The organism is Nocardiopsis rhodophaea, from assembly GCF_039530945.1.
Taxonomy (GTDB): domain Bacteria; phylum Actinomycetota; class Actinomycetes; order Streptosporangiales; family Streptosporangiaceae; genus Nocardiopsis_C; species Nocardiopsis_C rhodophaea.
Genome location: NZ_BAAAPC010000005.1, coordinates 289,753 through 304,460 on the forward strand (window position 1 = coordinate 289,753; position 14,708 = coordinate 304,460).

A 14,708-nucleotide genomic window follows, 5' to 3' on the forward strand; every position below is an offset into this window, starting at 1 on the left:
GGCAACGCTCCGGAACGCGCTCGGGTATCGTCGGTCGGAACCGAGGGCGGATCATCGGATGTTGACGTCCGAAGATGCGCGCACCTCGCGTCCCACCTGCTGTATCGCCGCGGCGATGGTGATCGCAGGACCCCGTGTCCTGCACCTAAAGCAGGACGACACTACAGTTAATGGTCATGAGCTCTCGACTCTCCTTCCGGGATGCCCTTGCCCAGCGCGTCATCATCGCCGATGGTGCGATGGGCACCATGCTTCAGGCCCACGATCTCGACCTCGACGAATTCGAGGGCCACGAAGGCTGCAACGAGATCCTCAACGTCACCCGACCGGACATCGTCCGCGCCACGCACGCCGAGTTCTTCGACGTCGGCGTCGATTGCGTCGAGACCAACACCTTCGGCGCGAACTTCGGAAACCTCGGCGAGTACGACATCGTCGATCGCACCTACGAACTCGCCGAGGCCGGGGCGCGGGTCGCCCGCGAGGCCGCCGACGAGTACTCCACCCCCGACCACCCCCGCTACGTCCTGGGCTCCGTCGGCCCGGGTACCAAACTCCCGACGCTCGGCCACGCCGAGTTCACCACACTGCGCGACTACTATGAGCAGTGCCACACGGGGCTCATCGAGGGCGGCGCCGACGCCATCCTGATCGAGACCTGCCAGGACCTGCTGCAGACCAAGGCCGCGGTGATCGCGGCGAAGCGCGCGCGGCGCGCCACGGGATCCGACATCCCGATCATCGCCCAGGTGACCATCGAAACCACCGGCACCATGCTGCTCGGCTCGGAGATCGGCGCCGCCCTGACCGCGCTGGAACCGCTCGAAATCGACATGATCGGGCTGAACTGCGCCACCGGCCCCGCCGAGATGAGCGAGCACCTGCGCTTCCTCTCCCAGCACTCCCGCGTGCCCATCTCCTGCATGCCCAACGCCGGCCTGCCCGAGCTGGGCGCCGACGGCGCCGTCTACCCGCTGCTGCCCCACGAACTCGCCGACGCCCACGACACCTTCACCACCGAGTTCGGGCTGTCGATGGTCGGCGGCTGCTGCGGCACCACCCCCGAGCACCTGCGCCAGGTCGTCGAGCGTGTGCACGGCCGGGGCGTCAAGAGCCGTCGGCCCCTCACCGTCCCGGCGGCCGCGTCGCTCTACCAGAGCGTCCCCTTCCGCCAGGACACCAGCTATCTCGCGATCGGCGAGCGCACCAACGCCAACGGCTCCAAGAAGTTCCGCGAGGCGATGGTCGAGGAGCGCTACGACGACTGCGTCGAGATCGCCCGCGACCAGATTCGGGACGGCGCCCACCTGCTCGACCTCTGCGTCGACTACGTGGGCCGCGACGGCGTGGCCGACATGAAGGAGCTGGCCTCCCGTCTGGCCACCGCCTCCACCCTGCCGCTGGTGCTGGACTCCACCGAGCCCGCCGTGCTTGAGGCCGGACTGCAGCTGGTCGGCGGGCGTGCCGTGGTGAACTCGGTCAACTACGAGGACGGCGACGGCCCCGACTCCCGCATCAACAAGATCATGCCCTTGGTCCAGGAGCACGGCGCGGCCGTGGTGGCGCTGACCATCGACGAGGACGGCCAGGCGCGCACCGCCGAGTGGAAGGTGCGCGTCGCCGTCCGGCTGATCGAGGAGCTCACCGGTACCTGGGGCATGCGGGTCGAGGACATCATCGTCGACGCGCTCACCTTCCCCATCGCCACCGGCCAGGACGAGACCCGGCGCGACGGTATCGAGACCATCGAGGCGATCAAGGAGATCAAGCGGCGCTACCCCGGGGTGCAGACCACGCTGGGGCTGTCCAACATCTCCTTCGGGCTCAACCCGGCGGCGCGCATCGTGCTGAACTCGGTGTTCCTGCACGAGTGCGTCGAGGCGGGGCTGGACTCGGCCATCGTGCACGCCTCCAAGATCCTGCCGATGAACCGGATCCCCGACGAGCAGCGCCAGGTCGCCCTGGACATGGTCTACGACCGGCGCACCGAGGACTACGACCCGCTCGCCAAGTTCCTGGACCTCTTCGAGGGCGTGGACGCCCAGGCGCTCAAGGCGTCGCGCGCCCAGGAGCTGGCGGCGCTGCCGCTGGCGGAACGCCTGGAACGGCGCATCATCGACGGCGAGATGGTCGGGATCGAGGCCGACCTGGACGAGGCGCTGGCCGAGCGCTCCGCCCTGCAGATCGTCAACGAGACCCTGCTGGCCGGAATGAAGGTCGTCGGCGACCTGTTCGGCTCGGGCGAGATGCAGCTCCCGTTCGTGCTGAAGTCCGCCGAGGTAATGAAGTCCGCGGTCGCCTACCTCGAACCGCACATGGAGAAGACCGATGACGACGGCAAGGGCCGTATCGTGCTCGCCACCGTCAAGGGCGATGTGCACGACATCGGCAAGAACCTGGTCGACATCATCCTCTCCAACAACGGCTACGACGTCGTCAACCTCGGCATCAAGCAGCCGGTGTCGACGATCCTGGAGGCGGCCCAGGAGCAGCGGGCCGACGTCATCGGCATGTCCGGCCTGCTCGTCAAGTCGACCGTGATCATGCGGGAGAACCTGGAGGAGATGAACTCCCGCGGGATCTCCGAGAACTACCCGGTGCTGCTGGGGGGTGCCGCGCTCACGCGCTCCTACGTCGAGCAGGACCTCGCCGAGATCTTCGAGGGCGACGTCCGCTACGCCAAGGACGCCTTCGAGGGCCTGCGCCTGATGGACGCCTTCATGGCGGTCAAGCGCGGCGTCGAGGGCGCCGAGTTGCCCGCGCTGCGCAAGCGTCGGGTCAAGGGCGGGGCCAAGCTCGAAGTCACCGAGCCCGAAGAGATGCCGGCGCGCAGCGACGTGTCCACCACCAACACCGTGCCCCAGCCGCCTTTCTGGGGCGAGCGCATCAGCAAGGGCCTCCCGCTCGCGGACTACGCGGCCTTTTTGGATGAGCGCGCCCTGTTCATGGGGCAGTGGGGGCTGAAGGCCTCGCGCGGCGGCGGGCCGAGCTACGAGGAGCTGGTGGAGACCGAGGGCAGGCCGCGCATGCGGATGTGGCTCGACCGCATCCAGACCGAGGGGTGGCTGGAGGCCGCGGTCGTCTACGGCTATTACCCCTGCTACAGCGAGAACGACGACCTCGTGGTGCTCGACGAGGACGGCGGCGAGCGGACCCGGTTCACCTTCCCCCGGCAGCGGCGCGACCGGCACCTGTGCCTGTCCGACTTCTTCCGGCCCAAGGAGTCCGGCGAGACCGACGTCGTGGCCTTCCAGGTCGTCACGGTCGGCTCGGCCATCAGCCGGGCCACCGCCGAGATGTTCGAGAAGAACGCCTACCGCGACTACCTGGAACTGCACGGACTGTCCGTGCAGCTCACCGAGGCACTCGCGGAGTACTGGCACACGCGGGTCCGCGCCGAGCTCGGGTTCGCCGGGGAGGACCCGGCCGAGCTCGACGCGTTCTTCAAGCTGGGCTACCGCGGCGCCCGCTTCTCCCTGGGGTACGGGGCCTGCCCGAACCTGGAGGACCGTGCCAAGATCATGAAACTCCTGGAACCCGAGCGCGTCGGTGTCACGTTGTCCGAGGAGTTCCAACTCGTTCCCGAACAGGCAACCGACGCGATCGTCATCCATCACCCGGAAGCGAAATACTTCAACGCATGACTCCTACCGAGACCGGTGGCGCGCCCGGGGACCCTGCGATCCAGCAGGCCCCGGGCGGCGCCCTGCAGGCCGTCCTGTTCGACATGGACGGCACCCTGATCGACAGCGAGGGCCTGTGGGGGGAGGCCGAACGCAGCGTCGTCGCCGGGCTCGGCGGTGTGTGGACCGAGGAGGACCACGAGCGCAACGTCGGCGGCGCGACCGCGGCCGTCGCGCGCTACATCATCGACCTGACCGGAGCCCAGGCCTCCGAGACCGAGGTGGGGCTGCGGCTGTACGAGGAGTTCGGCCGGCTGCTGGCCGACGGCGCCGAACTGCGTCCCGGTGCCAAGGAGCTGGTGCGTCTGGTGGCCGCCTCCGATCTGCCGGTGGCCCTGGTCACCTCCACCGAACGCCGCCTGGTGGAGCGCGCCATCGGCGGCATCGGCCTGAGCTCCTTCGACCTGAGCGTGGCCGGTGACGAGGTGGACCACAACAAGCCCCACCCCGACCCCTACCTCACGGCGGCCCGGCTGCTCGGCGTGGACCCGCGGCGGTGCGTGGCGTTCGAGGACTCGGTGGTCGGCGTCGCCTCGGCACGGGCCGCGGGCTGCGTCACGGTCGCCGTGCCCAACCACGTCGAGATCGCTCCGGCCGACGGACTCACCGTGATCGACTCGCTGGTCGGCCTCGACCTGGAGTGGCTCCACGGCCTCGCGGACGGGGCGCGGGACTGACACCGCGGCATAAAACCAGACAAGTTATCCCACGTTAGACAAAATGTGACCTGCGCCTCCGTAGAGTCAACCGTTATGTGCATCACAACCACAGGGGCGCCGTCCGGTGTCGAGAACCCGGCCCGTCGGCGTGCCCGGGGGATGTCGGTGTGATGCGCTCACATCCGGTGGCACTCGACGAGAGGGCGGACAGTGAGACGAACAGCGATCGGATCCGTAGCGCTCGGCGCTGCGGCGATCCTGCTGCTGAGCGCGTGTGGCGGAAACGGTGACAACGGAGGGGGCGGCACGGCCGCGGCCGGGTTCAACGCGGGGATCACCGACGTGGTGAACCCCAGCGAGGAGACCGGCGGAACGCTGCGCTTCGCGATCACCACCAACGTGGAGAGCACCGACCCGGGCAACATCTACTACGGCTACATGTGGAACTTCAGCCGCCTCTACGCCCGGACGCTCTACACCTATGCGGCCAAGCCGGGCGACGCCGGCCGCGAGGTCGTCCCCGACCTCGCCGAGGGGATGCCCGAGGTCAGCGACGATGGGACGACCTACACCGTCAAGCTGAAGAAGGGGATGAAGTTCGAGGACGGCTCGGAGATCGTCGCCGACGACATCAAGTACGCGATCGCGCGCAGCAACTTCGGCGACAAGTCCCTGCCCAACGGCCCCGAGTACTACAAGGAACACCTCGACGCCAAGGGCTACGAGGGCGTCTACGACGGCAAGGACGACCCGCTTGAGGGCTTCGACGCCATCGAGACGCCGGACGACCACACGCTGGTCTTCCACCTCAAGGGCGCCTTCGCCGACTTCCCCTACGTGCTGGTGCAGCCGCAGAGCGCCCCGGTTCCCGCCGACGCCGACACCGGCGAGCGCTACCTCTCCTCCGTGGTCTCCAGCGGCCCCTACAAGTTCGAGGGCGAGTACCAGCCGGGCAACGGCTTCACCCTGGTCCGCAACGACGAGTGGGACCCCGAGTCCGACCCGGTCCGCACGGCCCTTCCCGACAAGATCACCGTCGAGGAAGGCATCAACCAGGACGAGATCGACAAGCGGCTGGCCACCGGCAAGCTCGACGTCGACCTCTCCGGTACCGGCCTGGGCCCGGCGCAGAAGGGCGGGGTCTTCACCGACGACACCGAAAAGGCGCGCGTCGACAACCCGGAGAACAGCGCCCACTACTACCTCACCATCAACACGCAAGTGAAGCCGTTCGACGACGTGGCCTGCCGCCAGGCGGTGCAGTACGCGATGGACCGCGACGCCGTGCACCGCGCGTGGGGCGGCGACGCGGGCGGCACACCGGCGACCCAGATCCTGCCTCCGGCGGTCCCCGGGTCCAACCCGGACCTGGACCTCTACCCGTCCAAGAACGACGACAACAAGGGCGACGTCGACGAGGCCAAGAAGAAGCTGGAGGAGTGCGGCGAGGACGACGGCTTCACGGCCAACCTCGGGGTGCGGTCCGACCGTCCCTCCGAGGTCGCGGCAGCCGAAGCCATCCAGGAGGGGCTGAAGCGCGCCGGCATCGACGTGAGCATCCAGCAGTTCCCGTCGGACACCTTCACCAACACCCAGGCCGGTTCGCCGAGCTTCGTGCACGACAAGGAGCTCGGCCTGAACATCTACGGCTGGATGCCCGACTGGCCCACCGGCTACGGGTACTTCAGCCAGATCATCGACGGCGAAGCCATCAAGAAGGCCGGTAACGCCAACATCTCCGAGCTCGACGATCCGGAGATCAACAAGCTCCTCGACGAGGTCATCACGATCAAGGACGAGGAGGAGCGGAACAAGATCTACGCCGAGATCGACAAGAAGGCGATGGAGCAGGCCGTCATCGCTCCGATGGTGTTCCACAAGTCGGTGCTGTACCGCCCCGACAACCTGACCAACGTCTTCTTCAACCCCAGCTGGAAGATGTACGACTACGCGACACTGGGGACGACCGGCGGCGAGTGACCGGTCCGGCGCCCCGCCGCGCGGCCGGACCAGCTGGCCCGCTCCGGCTACCGGAGCGGGCCAGCGGATGGTCCGAGGGAAAGCGGCCCCGTGCGGAGCGCGGCGGTACCGGGTGGTCGGTGGGCCCATCTCGGCCCGTGAGCGACACCGCCTCCCTAGGGGAACGACCGGATGTGCATAGGGCCTCGCGGGTGCGAGACTGGGCACATGGGTGTTCCGGAACAGTTGCCGATCGCGGGTCCGATGCTGGGGGCCGCCCTCACGGTCGTGGGGTTGCTCATCTCCTGGATGGTGTGGCGCCGCCGGGGTACCGCGGCCGGGCTGCGCGGTGTGGCGTGGTCGCTGCTGCCACTGGCGGCGGGACTCATGGGCCTGATGACGATCCTGTGGCGGCTGGTGTTCGACCTGTCCCGCTTCTTCACCTCCCTGATCTTCAATCCGATCGTGTGGGCCGGGGTCGCGGTGGCCGGACTGGCCGTCGTGCTGTGGGTGGTCTCGGGGATCATGCGGGCGCGCGGTCTCGGCACCGGTGGCGCCACATCGGCGCCCAAGGCCGCCGAGGCCGGTGCCGGGGCCGCCCCGGGGATCACCGGCGCGCAGCCCGCTTCCACGCCGAGCCCGAAGCAGTCCAAGCAGCCCAAGCAGTCCGCTCAGTCGGGGGATGACGACTTCAGCGACATCGAGGCGCTGCTGCGCAAGCGCGGTATCGAGTAGCCCGCGCCTGATAACGGTCGAGCCAGGGGCCGGAGGGGAGATCCCTCCGGCCCCTCTGCTGTCATGCCGGTGTCCCGGGCCGGGATGGGCCCGGCGCATGGGTTTTGTGGCATCGCCCTTAAGCCCGGCTGAAATCGGCGCAGCGCGCGTGCTACGACCGATCCACCGGCATATCGCCGCCCGAGATGCAACTGATTTTGCCGATTTCGGACGTCCGTGACCGAAATCCGGCCGCGATGGGCGGCGGTGGTCTCCTCACTCCGCGTGGGCGAATGGGGCATCCGGCGCGTCTTACCTGTCCAGTCTCGGCCGGTCAGGCACACTCTGTCGTGGGTGGTATGCCATGTGTCACGTTGCAGCGTGTGACGGATTCGTGTTCCTCAAATCACAATTCGGCCACATCGCGGGTAACTGGACGGTTTGTGTCTAAAACGGGCGTAAATTGATCGCGATGCACCGTCAGGTGGGTCACATGCGTTAGCCGTGTTGAACTCCCGAGATAAGTCAGCATGGAGCTGCGCATGCCCGGTGGCCGGGCTTACCCGCCCGCCGCCGATGCGGGTCGCTCCGTCGACCCCGGGCACGTGACCGGTGCCGCACCAGGGCCCGAGGGGACACCCTTCGACGGGCCCTGACCGAAATTCAGGGCCGCGCCAAAAGCGGGACGAGTGGGGGAGTAGTGGTGCAATGACCGCGCCTTCGGACGCACCTGGAACGGTGGAGGACGCCGGGGCGGAGGCCGAGCCGCGGCGAGCCGACGCGGCGAGCCGTTCCCTCCGGCAGATCGCCTGGCAACGGTTTCGGCGGGACAAGGTCGCGCTGACCGGCGGCATCGTCGTCGTTCTTCTCATCCTGACCGCGATCCTCGCGCCACTCCTGGTGAAGTTCTTCGGCTTCCCGCCGAACCAGTTCAACCAGGCGCCGATCGACCCCCTCACCGGCGGTGTGCTCAACGACCCGAACGACCCCACGAGCGGCATCGACCCCTGGGGCGGGATGAGCCTCGACCACCTGCTCGGCCTGGAGCCGGTCAACGGCCGCGACCTGTTCAGCCGGATCGTCTACGGCGCGCAGATCTCGCTGCTCGTCGCCTTCGGCGCCACCGTCCTGTGCGTCTTCATCGGGACCGTCCTGGGCAGCCTCGCCGGCTACTTCGGCGGCTGGGTCGACACCGTTATCAGCCGGGCGATGGACATCTTCCTGGCGTTCCCGCTCCTGCTCTTCGCGATCGCGCTGGCCGGTGTCATCCCCGACGGCGCGTTCGGGCTGACCGGCAACGGGCTGCGCGTCGCCCTGCTGATCTTCATCATCGGGTTCTTCAACTGGCCCTATATCGGCCGCATCGTGCGCGGCCAGACGCTCTCGTTCAAGGAGCGCGAGTTCGTCGAGGCCGCGCGGAGCCTCGGGGCGAGCAACCGGTACATCCTCTTCCGGGAGATCCTGCCCAACCTCGTCACCCCGATCCTCGTCTACTCCACGCTGCTGATCCCGACGAACATCCTGTTCGAGGCGGCGCTGTCCTTCCTCGGCGTGGGCATCAACCCGCCCACGCCCACCTGGGGCGGCATGATCTCCGACTCGCTGCAGTACTACACCACCTCGCCGCACTTCGTGATCATCCCGGGCCTGGCGATCTTCATCACCGTGCTCGCCTTCAACCTCCTCGGCGACGGCCTGCGCGACGCGTTCGACCCGAGGTCCTCCGACTGACGGGCGGCGGCGCCCACCCGGCTCCGCCACCCCACGGACGGCACATCCCACGTCTGCGAGAAAGGCAGGACATGACGAAACGAGCTCTGGGGTTCGTCGCGCTCGGCGCGGCCGCGACCTTGCTGCTGAGCGCATGCGGAGGCGGCGGAGGCGCCGGTGGAGGCGGGGAAGCCGCCTTCAACCAGGGGGAGACCGAGATCGTCAACCCCTCCGAGCAGAAGGGCGGCACGCTGCGCTACGCCATCTCCTCGGACTTCGACTCCCCCGACCCGGGCAACATGTACTACGCCTTCGGGTGGAACTTCAGCCGCTACTACGCCCGCACCCTGTTGACCTACACCACGTCCCCCGGATCCGAGGGCACCGAGCTCCAGCCGGACCTCGCCGAGGGCATGCCCGAGGTCAGCGACGACGGGACGACCTACACTGTCAAGCTGAAGAAGGGGCTGAAGTACGAGAACGGCGAGGAGATCGTCGCCGAGGACATCAAGTACGCGATCGCGCGCAGCAACTTCGGCAAGCAGCTCTCCAACGGTCCGGAGTACTTCAAGAAGCTGCTCGCCGACAGCGACGACTACGAGGGCCCCTACGCCAACGCCTCCGACCCCCTCCAGGGCTTCGGCGGCATCGAGACCCCGGACGACCACACCCTCGTCTTCCACCTGAAGAGACCGTTCGCGGAGTTCAACTACATCCTCATCCAGCCGCAGACGGCGCCGGTCCCCGCCGAGGCCGACAAGGGCCCGCAGTACCAGTCCCACGTCCTGTCGTCGGGCCCCTACAAGTTCGACGGCGACTACAAGCCGGAGCAGAGCCTCAACCTCGTCCGCAACGACGAGTGGGATCCCGCGACCGACCCCACGCGCAAGGCCCTGCCGGACCGCATCGAGGTCGAACTCGGCGTCGAGCAGAACGAGATCGACCAGCGCCTGGTCAACGGGCAGCTCGACGTCGACCTCTCGACGTCCAGCCTTGGGCTCGCGATGAAGGGCACCGTGCTCAGCGACGAGGCCAAGAAGGCCAACGTCGACAACCCGGCGGGCAACACGATGCGCTACGTCAACATCAACACCAAGGTCGAGCCGCTGGACGACCTGGCCTGCCGCCAGGCGATCATGTTCGCGGCCGACCACGACGCGCTCCAGCGGGCCTGGGGCGGCCCCTCCGGCGGTGACATCCCCACGCAGATCATGCCGAAGAGCCTCGAAGGCGCCGACACGAGCATCGACCTGTACCCGTCCGACGACAACAAGGGCGATCTCGACAAGGCCAAGGCCAAGCTCAAGGAGTGCGGCGAGGACGACGGCTTCACGGTCAACATCGGGGCCCGCTCCGACCGCCCGGCCGACGTCGGCACCGCCGAGGCCCTGCAGGCCAGCCTGAAGCGGGTGGGCATCGACGCGTCGATCAAGCAGTACCCGTCGGACACCTACACCAACAGCCAGGCCGGATCGCCCGACTTCGTGCACGACAACGAGCTGGGCCTGACGGTGTACGGCTGGGCCCCGGACTGGGCCACCGGCTACGGGTTCATGAGCGAGATCGTCAACGGCGAGTCCATCCGCGACGCGGGCAACGCCAACATCTCTGAGTTCGACGACCCCGAGGTCAACAAGCTGTTCGAAGAGTCGGTCAAGGAACAGGACCCCGAGGCCCGCGCGGACAAGTACAGCCAGATCGACCGGATCGTCATGGAGAACGCGGTGATCCTGCCGGTCGTCCAGGAAAAGATGGTGTATTACCGCCCGGACACCCTCACCAACGTCTACTACCACGTGGGCTACGCGGGGTACGACTTCATGGCCCTGGGCACCACCCGCGAGTAAGCGCATCCACCCCGATCGGTTGAGAGAAGGCAGGTGAAGGCGGCGGGGGCGGCCGGACTCCCACGAGGAATCCGGCCGGCCCCGCGCCGCCGGTCAAGTTGCTGACATACATTCTTCGTCGCTTGGGCGCCGGCGTGCTGCTGCTCGCCATCGTCACCCTCGTGACGTTTTTGATCTTCTACGTCGTTCCGCGGCTGGCCGGCCAGACCACCGAACAGCTCGCGACGATGTACGTGGGCAAGGCGCCCACGCCTGAGGCCATTCAGGCGACCATCGACCGGCTCGGCCTGGACCAGCCGATCGCCGTGCAGTTCTGGGAGTTCATCCGCGGCATCTTCTTCGGGGCCGAGTACCAGTTCGGCCGCGACACCGTGCAGTGCACGGCACCCTGCTTCGGCTACTCCTTCCAGAACTACCAGGAGGTCTTCCCGGAGATCGTCAAGCGGCTCCCGGTGACCTTCTCGCTGGCCATTGGGGCCGGTGTGATCTGGCTGGTCGGCGGTGTGGCCGTGGGCGTCATCTCGGCCATCAAGAAGGGCAGCATCTTCGACCGCGTCGCCATGGGCGTCGCCCTGGCCGGGGTCTCCCTGCCGATCTTCTTCACCGGCCTGCTGTGCCTGGCCTTCCTGGTGCACGCCACCGGCTGGTTCGCCAGCCCCTCCTACACCCCGTTCACCCAGAACCCGGTGGCCTGGGCGAGCGGACTGATCCTGCCCTGGATCACCCTGGCGTTCCTGCACGCCGCCCAGTACGCGCGCCAGACCCGCGCCGGCATGCTGGAGACGATGGGCGAGGACTACATCCGCACCGCGCGGGCCAAGGGCCTGGCCGAGCGCAGGGTCGTGCTCAAGCACGGGCTGCGGCCCACCCTCACCCCGATCGTCACCATCTTCGGCCTGGACCTGGGCCTGGTGCTCGGCGGTGCGGTGCTCACCGAGACCGTGTTCTCCCTCAACGGCATCGGCCGCTACGCCGTGACCGCGATCGTGCAGAGCGACCTGCCCGTCATCCTGGGCGTCACCCTGTTCGGCGCGTTCTTCATCGTCGTCTGCAACCTCATCGTCGACCTGCTCTACGCCTGGGTGGACCCCCGGGTCAGAGTCACGGCCTGACGATCCCCGGCCGCCGGAGCCAACCCCGGCGGCCGGTCCGAGACACCGCAGAGCAGTCCTCTCACCCCCGGCCCGCCCCTCCGGCGGACCGGGGCCCGAGCCGAAGGAAGACCGGCAATGACCACTCCGGGAACCGCGGAAGGGTCCGCGGCCACCGTCGACGCGGCCGTCCGCGTCGACGACCTGACGATCACCTTTCCCACGATGGACGGCGACGTCCACGCCGTCGCCGGGCTGTCCTTCGAGGTGCCCTCCGGCGGCGCGCTGGGCATCGTCGGTGAGTCCGGCTCCGGCAAGAGCGCCACGTCGCTCGCGCTGATGGGGCTGCACCGCGGCACCAAGGCCCACATCACCGGGCAGATCTCCGTCGTCGGAACCGACATGGTCGCCGCCTCCGACACCGAGGTGCGCGCGCTGCGCGGCAACGACATCGCGATGGTGTTCCAGGACCCGATGTCCTCGCTGCACCCGCAGTACACCATCGGCGACCAGCTCATGGAGGCCTACCGCACACACCGCCCCCAGGCGGGCCGTGCCGAGGCAAAGCAGCGCGCCATCGAGTCGCTGGACCGCGTGGGCATCCCGGACCCCGCCCGCAGGATCAACTCCTACCCGCACGAGTTCTCCGGCGGCATGCGCCAGCGCGTCCTCATCGCCATGGGGCTGATGTGCGACCCCAAGGTGCTGCTCGCCGACGAACCGACCACGGCGCTGGACGTCACCGTGCAGGCGCAGATCCTGGACCTGCTCGACGACCTCCGCCGCGACCTGGGCATGTCGCTGATCCTGGTCAGCCACGACCTCGCCGTCGTCGCCGGGTCCGTCGACGAGGTCCTGGTCATGCAGAACGGCAAGGCCGTGGAGCGCGGCGACGTTCGCCGGGTCCTGGCCGCGCCCGAGCATCCCTACACCCAGGCGCTGCTGGCCTCCGTCCCCCGGGTCGAGGTCTCGCGCGCCGAGCGCCGCGCCCGGATCCGCGCCGAGCGGGCCGAGGCGGACCGGGCCGCGCAGGTGAGCGAGGAGCAACCGGCCCCGGCCGCGAAGGAGCAGGAGCCCCCCGCCGCCGGCTCCGCACCGGCCGGAGCCGGCGCCCCCGCGGGGACGGAACAGCAAGGGGGCGACGCCGCCACCGGCGCGCCGCTGCTGGAGGTGCGCAACCTGCGCGTGCGGTTCAAGGTGCGCAGCGGCATGTTCAGCACCGCCACCGAGTTCTACGCCGTGAACGACGTCTCCTTCGACCTGTACAAGGGGGAGACGCTCGGCGTCGTCGGCGAGTCCGGGTCGGGCAAGAGCACCCTGTCGCGCGCCGTCATGCGGCTCCTGCACCCGGCGTCGGGCTCGATCACCTTCGAGGGCCGCGACATCACCCAGCTCCCGGACCGGAAGCTGCGCCCGCTCCGCCGTGACGTGCAGATGATCTTCCAGAACCCGTACTCGTCACTCAACCCCCGCCTCACCATTGGCGACAGCATCGGCACCGCCCTGCGGGTCCAGGGCGAGAAGGACTCCAAGCTCATCAAGCGGCGCGTGCAGGAGCTGCTGGAGCGCGTTGGGCTGGAACCGCGGCACTACAACCGCTTCCCGCACGCGTTCTCGGGTGGGCAGCGTCAGCGGATCGCGATCGCCCGTGCCCTGATCCTCCGCCCCAAGCTGGTGATCTGCGACGAACCGGTGTCCGCGCTGGACGTGTCGACCCAGGACCAGGTGCTGCGGCTGCTCTCGGAGCTGCAGGACGACTTCGACCTGACCTACATCTTCGTCGCCCACGACCTCGCGGTGGTGCGCCAGGTCAGCGACCGGGTCGCGGTCATGCGGCGGGGCGAGATCGTGGAGATGAGCCACGGCGACGAGGTCTACGAGCACCCCCAGCACCCCTACACCCAGCAGCTGCTGGCCGCCGCCCCGGTCCTCGACCCCGACGAGGCCCGCGCGCACCGCGCCGAGCGCGCCCGGATGCGCCAGTCGCAGAACGAGGAGATGGCCACCTCCGCCTGAGGCTCCACCACCACCGTCGCCCTCCTTCCGTTGATCTCGGCGATATCGACCGAATAAGCGCAGCTGGAGTTTCGGGTTTTTGGGGGTTATAACGCCCCGATGTCGCTGAGGATCTGTTCGATCTCGGTGATCCGCTGTTCTGGCTGGTCGGGGTGGTCAGCGCAGACTTCCGTGATCGCCGGGGCATGCCGGGCGCGGATGATGTCGCGGCGCAGGCAGGCGGCCATATCGATGAACGCCGGGTAGGCCTTGGCCGTGTAGTAGGGCGCCTCGGCACGGCGCCGCGCGGTGTCGGGACCGGGTTGCCCGTGCAGGGCGTAGTAGCAGATGACCAGGGTGTAGCACAAAAGCTGCAGGGGGGCGGTGCGGCGCACCGCGGCGGGCACCCGGTTGTGGGCCTGGCCCAGGCCCAGGTGCTGCTTGGCGTCGCGGAAGCAGGTCTCGATGGCCCACCGGTCGCGGTAGCGGGCGATGACGCCGGCGGTGGGGGTGGCGGTGTCGGTGGTCAGCAGGGCCGCGTCGCAGCCGGCGGTGGTGTGCGGGTTGCGGATGAGGACCAGGCGCAGGGGGGTGTGGCCCAGGGTGGCCCGGTAGCAGGGCGCATCGGCGGCCGAGCAGCCCGGGCCGGGGGTGAAGCCGACCTCATCGGCGATCTGGCCGGGGCGGCCCCACCGGGTGTGGGCGGTGGTGGTGGCCGGGGCGCGGTGGAGCACCGCGTTGCTCTTGAGGCGCACGGTCCAGGTGACGCTCGGCGGCAGGGCGGCCAGGGCGGGGGTGGAGTAGGCGGCGTCGGCCACCACGTGCACCGGCCGGCCCAGCACCTGGGCCAGGCGCAGCACGAGCGCGATGGCGATGTCGGGGGCCGAGGGCCGCTCGCCGCCGCCCGCGGCCGGTGCGGCGGTGGCGCTGGTGCAGGCCTGCACGTGGGCCAGGGCCTGGTCCCACGCGGATCGGGCCGCGTGCAGGCGCGCTCGGGCGCGGTGCGCGTCGTGGGCGCGCCGCGAGCCGGGCTGCTGCGGGGTGCCGGGC

9 protein-coding genes are annotated in these 14,708 nt (G+C 68.9%); 8 read left to right on the forward strand and 1 reads right to left on the reverse strand.

What is annotated here, in order from left to right; all coding sequences use genetic code 11:
• Positions 1-176 precede the first annotated feature (176 nt).
• The 8 genes from metH (at position 177) to ABD259_RS08005 (ending at position 13,679) form a co-directional block, all read left to right on the forward strand.
• Positions 177-3,644, forward strand: a complete 3,468-nt coding sequence (metH, locus tag ABD259_RS07970; protein WP_344108422.1) for a methionine synthase — start codon at positions 177-179, stop codon at positions 3,642-3,644.
• Positions 3,641-4,360, forward strand: a complete 720-nt coding sequence (locus ABD259_RS07975; RefSeq protein ID WP_344108420.1) for an HAD family hydrolase — start codon at positions 3,641-3,643, stop codon at positions 4,358-4,360. The genes metH and ABD259_RS07975 overlap by 4 nt, the downstream gene beginning before the upstream one ends.
• Before the next feature lie 192 nt (positions 4,361-4,552).
• A complete protein-coding gene (locus ABD259_RS07980; protein ID WP_344108418.1) occupies positions 4,553-6,322 on the forward strand; it encodes an ABC transporter substrate-binding protein in 1,770 nt (589 codons plus the stop codon).
• 207 nt (positions 6,323-6,529) lie between these two features.
• On the forward strand, positions 6,530-7,036 hold the full coding sequence (locus ABD259_RS07985) for a cellulose synthase (RefSeq protein ID WP_344108416.1): 507 nt from the start codon (positions 6,530-6,532) through the stop codon (positions 7,034-7,036).
• A 687-nt stretch (positions 7,037-7,723) separates the two neighbouring features.
• A complete protein-coding gene (locus tag ABD259_RS07990; RefSeq protein ID WP_344108414.1) occupies positions 7,724-8,746 on the forward strand; it encodes an ABC transporter permease in 1,023 nt (340 codons plus the stop codon).
• Between the two features lie 71 nt (positions 8,747-8,817).
• Positions 8,818-10,572 carry an ABC transporter substrate-binding protein gene (locus ABD259_RS07995; protein ID WP_344161216.1) on the forward strand — a complete coding sequence of 585 codons (1,755 nt, stop codon included), beginning with the start codon at positions 8,818-8,820 and terminating at the stop codon, positions 10,570-10,572.
• A 98-nt stretch (positions 10,573-10,670) separates the two neighbouring features.
• Positions 10,671-11,684, forward strand: a complete 1,014-nt coding sequence (locus ABD259_RS08000) for an ABC transporter permease (RefSeq protein WP_344108410.1) — start codon at positions 10,671-10,673, stop codon at positions 11,682-11,684.
• Positions 11,685-11,801: 117 nt separating this feature from the next.
• On the forward strand, positions 11,802-13,679 hold the full coding sequence (locus ABD259_RS08005; protein WP_344161219.1) for an ABC transporter ATP-binding protein: 1,878 nt from the start codon (positions 11,802-11,804) through the stop codon (positions 13,677-13,679).
• An 86-nt stretch (positions 13,680-13,765) separates the two neighbouring features.
• On the opposite strand, the gene ABD259_RS08010 is transcribed toward ABD259_RS08005, so the two are convergent.
• The coding region (locus ABD259_RS08010; RefSeq protein ID WP_344161222.1) for a transposase at positions 13,766-14,708 on the reverse strand (943 nt) is incomplete at its 5' end.

Excerpts from the sequence above, each read along its gene's own strand:
- metH (WP_344108422.1), top strand. The coding sequence starts at position 177 with ATGAGCTCTCGACTCTCCTTCCGGGATGCCCTTGCCCAGCGCGTCATC.
- ABD259_RS07975 (WP_344108420.1), top strand. The coding sequence starts at position 3,641 with ATGACTCCTACCGAGACCGGTGGCGCGCCCGGGGACCCTGCGATCCAG.
- ABD259_RS07985 (WP_344108416.1), top strand. The coding sequence starts at position 6,530 with ATGGGTGTTCCGGAACAGTTGCCGATCGCGGGTCCGATGCTGGGGGCC.
- ABD259_RS07990 (WP_344108414.1), top strand. The coding sequence starts at position 7,724 with ATGACCGCGCCTTCGGACGCACCTGGAACGGTGGAGGACGCCGGGGCG.
- ABD259_RS07995 (WP_344161216.1), top strand. The coding sequence starts at position 8,818 with ATGACGAAACGAGCTCTGGGGTTCGTCGCGCTCGGCGCGGCCGCGACC.
- ABD259_RS08005 (WP_344161219.1), top strand. The coding sequence starts at position 11,802 with ATGACCACTCCGGGAACCGCGGAAGGGTCCGCGGCCACCGTCGACGCG.